At 54.1% G+C, this 2536-nt stretch carries 1 rRNA gene; it reads right to left on the bottom strand.

Annotated features, from left to right (window positions below):
• Window position 1: 1 nt before the first annotated feature.
• Window positions 2–2536, bottom strand: a 23S ribosomal RNA gene (locus M3191_RS18040); the annotation flags it as partial.

Below are 2536 nucleotides of genomic sequence, written 5' to 3'. Positions count from 1 at the left end.
TAAGGTTAAGTCCTCGATCGATTAGTATCCGTCAGCTGCACGTGTCGCCACGCTTCCACCCCGGACCTATCCACCTCATCTTCTTTGAGGGATCTTACTTACTTGCGTAATGGGAAATCTCATCTTGAGGGGGGCTTCATGCTTAGATGCTTTCAGCATTTATCCCGTCCATACATAGCTACCCAGCGATGCCTTTGGCAAGACAACTGGTACACCAGCGGTATGTCCATCCCGGTCCTCTCGTACTAAGGACAGCTCCTCTCAAATTTCCTGCGCCCGCGACGGATAGGGACCGAACTGTCTCACGACGTTCTGAACCCAGCTCGCGTACCGCTTTAATGGGCGAACAGCCCAACCCTTGGGACCGACTACAGCCCCAGGATGCGATGAGCCGACATCGAGGTGCCAAACCTCCCCGTCGATGTGGACTCTTGGGGGAGATAAGCCTGTTATCCCCGGGGTAGCTTTTATCCGTTGAGCGATGGCCCTTCCATGCGGAACCACCGGATCACTAAGCCCGTCTTTCGACCCTGCTCGACTTGTAGGTCTCGCAGTCAAGCTCCCTTATGCCTTTGCACTCTACGAATGATGTCCAACCATTCTGAGGGAACCTTTGGGCGCCTCCGTTACACTTTAGGAGGCGACCGCCCCAGTCAAACTGCCCACCTGACACTGTCTCCTGCCCGGATCACGGGCAAGGGTTAGAAGTCCAATACAGCCAGGGTAGTATCCCACCATTGCCTCCTCCGAAGCTGGCGCTCCGGATTCCAAGGCTCCTACCTATCCTGTACAGGCTGCACCGGAATTCAATATCAGGCTACAGTAAAGCTCCACGGGGTCTTTCCGTCCTGTCGCGGGTAATGCGCATCTTCACGCATATTATAATTTCACCGAGTCTCTCGTTGAGACAGTGCCCAGATCGTTACGCCTTTCGTGCGGGTCGGAACTTACCCGACAAGGAATTTCGCTACCTTAGGACCGTTATAGTTACGGCCGCCGTTTACTGGGGCTTCAATTCGAAGCTTCGCTTGCGCTGACCTCTCCTCTTAACCTTCCAGCACCGGGCAGGCGTCAGCCCCTATACGTCACCTTACGGTTTTGCAGAGACCTGTGTTTTTGCTAAACAGTCGCCTGGGCCTATTCACTGCGGCTCTCTCGGGCTTTAACACCCTACCAGAGCACCCCTTCTCCCGAAGTTACGGGGTCATTTTGCCGAGTTCCTTAACGAGAGTTCTCTCGATCACCTTAGGATTCTCTCCTCGCCTACCTGTGTCGGTTTGCGGTACGGGCACCTCCCGCCTCGCTAGAGGCTTTTCTTGGCAGTGTGAAATCAGGGACTCCGGGGATAATTCCCCTTGCCATCACAGCTCAATGTTATAGGAACGGGATTTTCCTCGTTCCACACCTCACTGCTTAGACGCGCATGACCAACAGCGCGCTCACCCTATCCTTCTGCGTCCCCCCATTGCTGATAACGGCGGGGAGGTGGTACAGGAATATCAACCTGTTGTCCATCGTCTACGCCTTTCGGCCTCGACTTAGGTCCCGACTGACCCTGAGCGGACGAGCCTTCCTCAGGAAACCTTAGGCATTCGGTGGAAGGGATTCTCACCCTTCTTTCGCTACTCATACCGGCATTCTCACTTCCAAGCGCTCCACCAGTCCTTACGGTCTAGCTTCAACGCCCTTGGAACGCTCTCCTACCACTGACACCATAGGTGTCAATCCGCAGTTTCGGTGATCCGTTTAGCCCCGGTACATTTTCGGCGCAGCGCCACTCGACCAGTGAGCTATTACGCACTCTTTAAATGGTGGCTGCTTCTAAGCCAACATCCTGGTTGTCTGGGCAGCGCCACATCCTTTTCCACTCAACGGATACTTGGGGACCTTAACTGGCGGTCTGGGCTGTTTCCCTCTCGACTACGGATCTTATCACCCGCAGTCTGACTCCCAAACATAAATCATCGGCATTCGGAGTTTGTCTGAATTCGGTAACCCGGGATGGGCCCCTAGTCCAAACAGTGCTCTACCTCCGAGATTCTTTCGTTTGAGGCTAGCCCTAAAGCTATTTCGGAGAGAACCAGCTATCTCCAGGTTCGATTGGAATTTCACCGCTACCCACACCTCATCCCCGCACTTTTCAACGTACGTGGGTTCGGGCCTCCAGTAAGTGTTACCTTACCTTCACCCTGGACATGGGTAGATCACCTGGTTTCGGGTCTACGACCCCATACTCATTCGCCCTATTCAGACTCGCTTTCGCTGCGGCTCCGCATTCGCTGCTTAACCTTGCATGGAATCGTAACTCGCCGGTTCATTCTACAAAAGGCACGCCATCACCCATTAACGGGCTCTGACAACTTGTAGGCACACGGTTTCAGGTTCTATTTCACTCCCCTTCCGGGGTGCTTTTCACCTTTCCCTCACGGTACTGGTTCACTATCGGTCACTAGAGAGTATTTAGCCTTGGGAGATGGTCCTCCCGGATTCCGACGGAATTTCACGTGTTCCGCCGTACTCAGGATCCACTCTGGAG

It is taken from the genome of Sporosarcina luteola, from assembly GCF_023715535.1.
GTDB lineage: Bacteria > Bacillota > Bacilli > Bacillales_A > Planococcaceae > Sporosarcina > Sporosarcina luteola_B.
The sequence above is the reverse complement of the archived record's forward strand: the minus strand, read 5'-3'. Positions and strand labels throughout refer to the sequence as shown.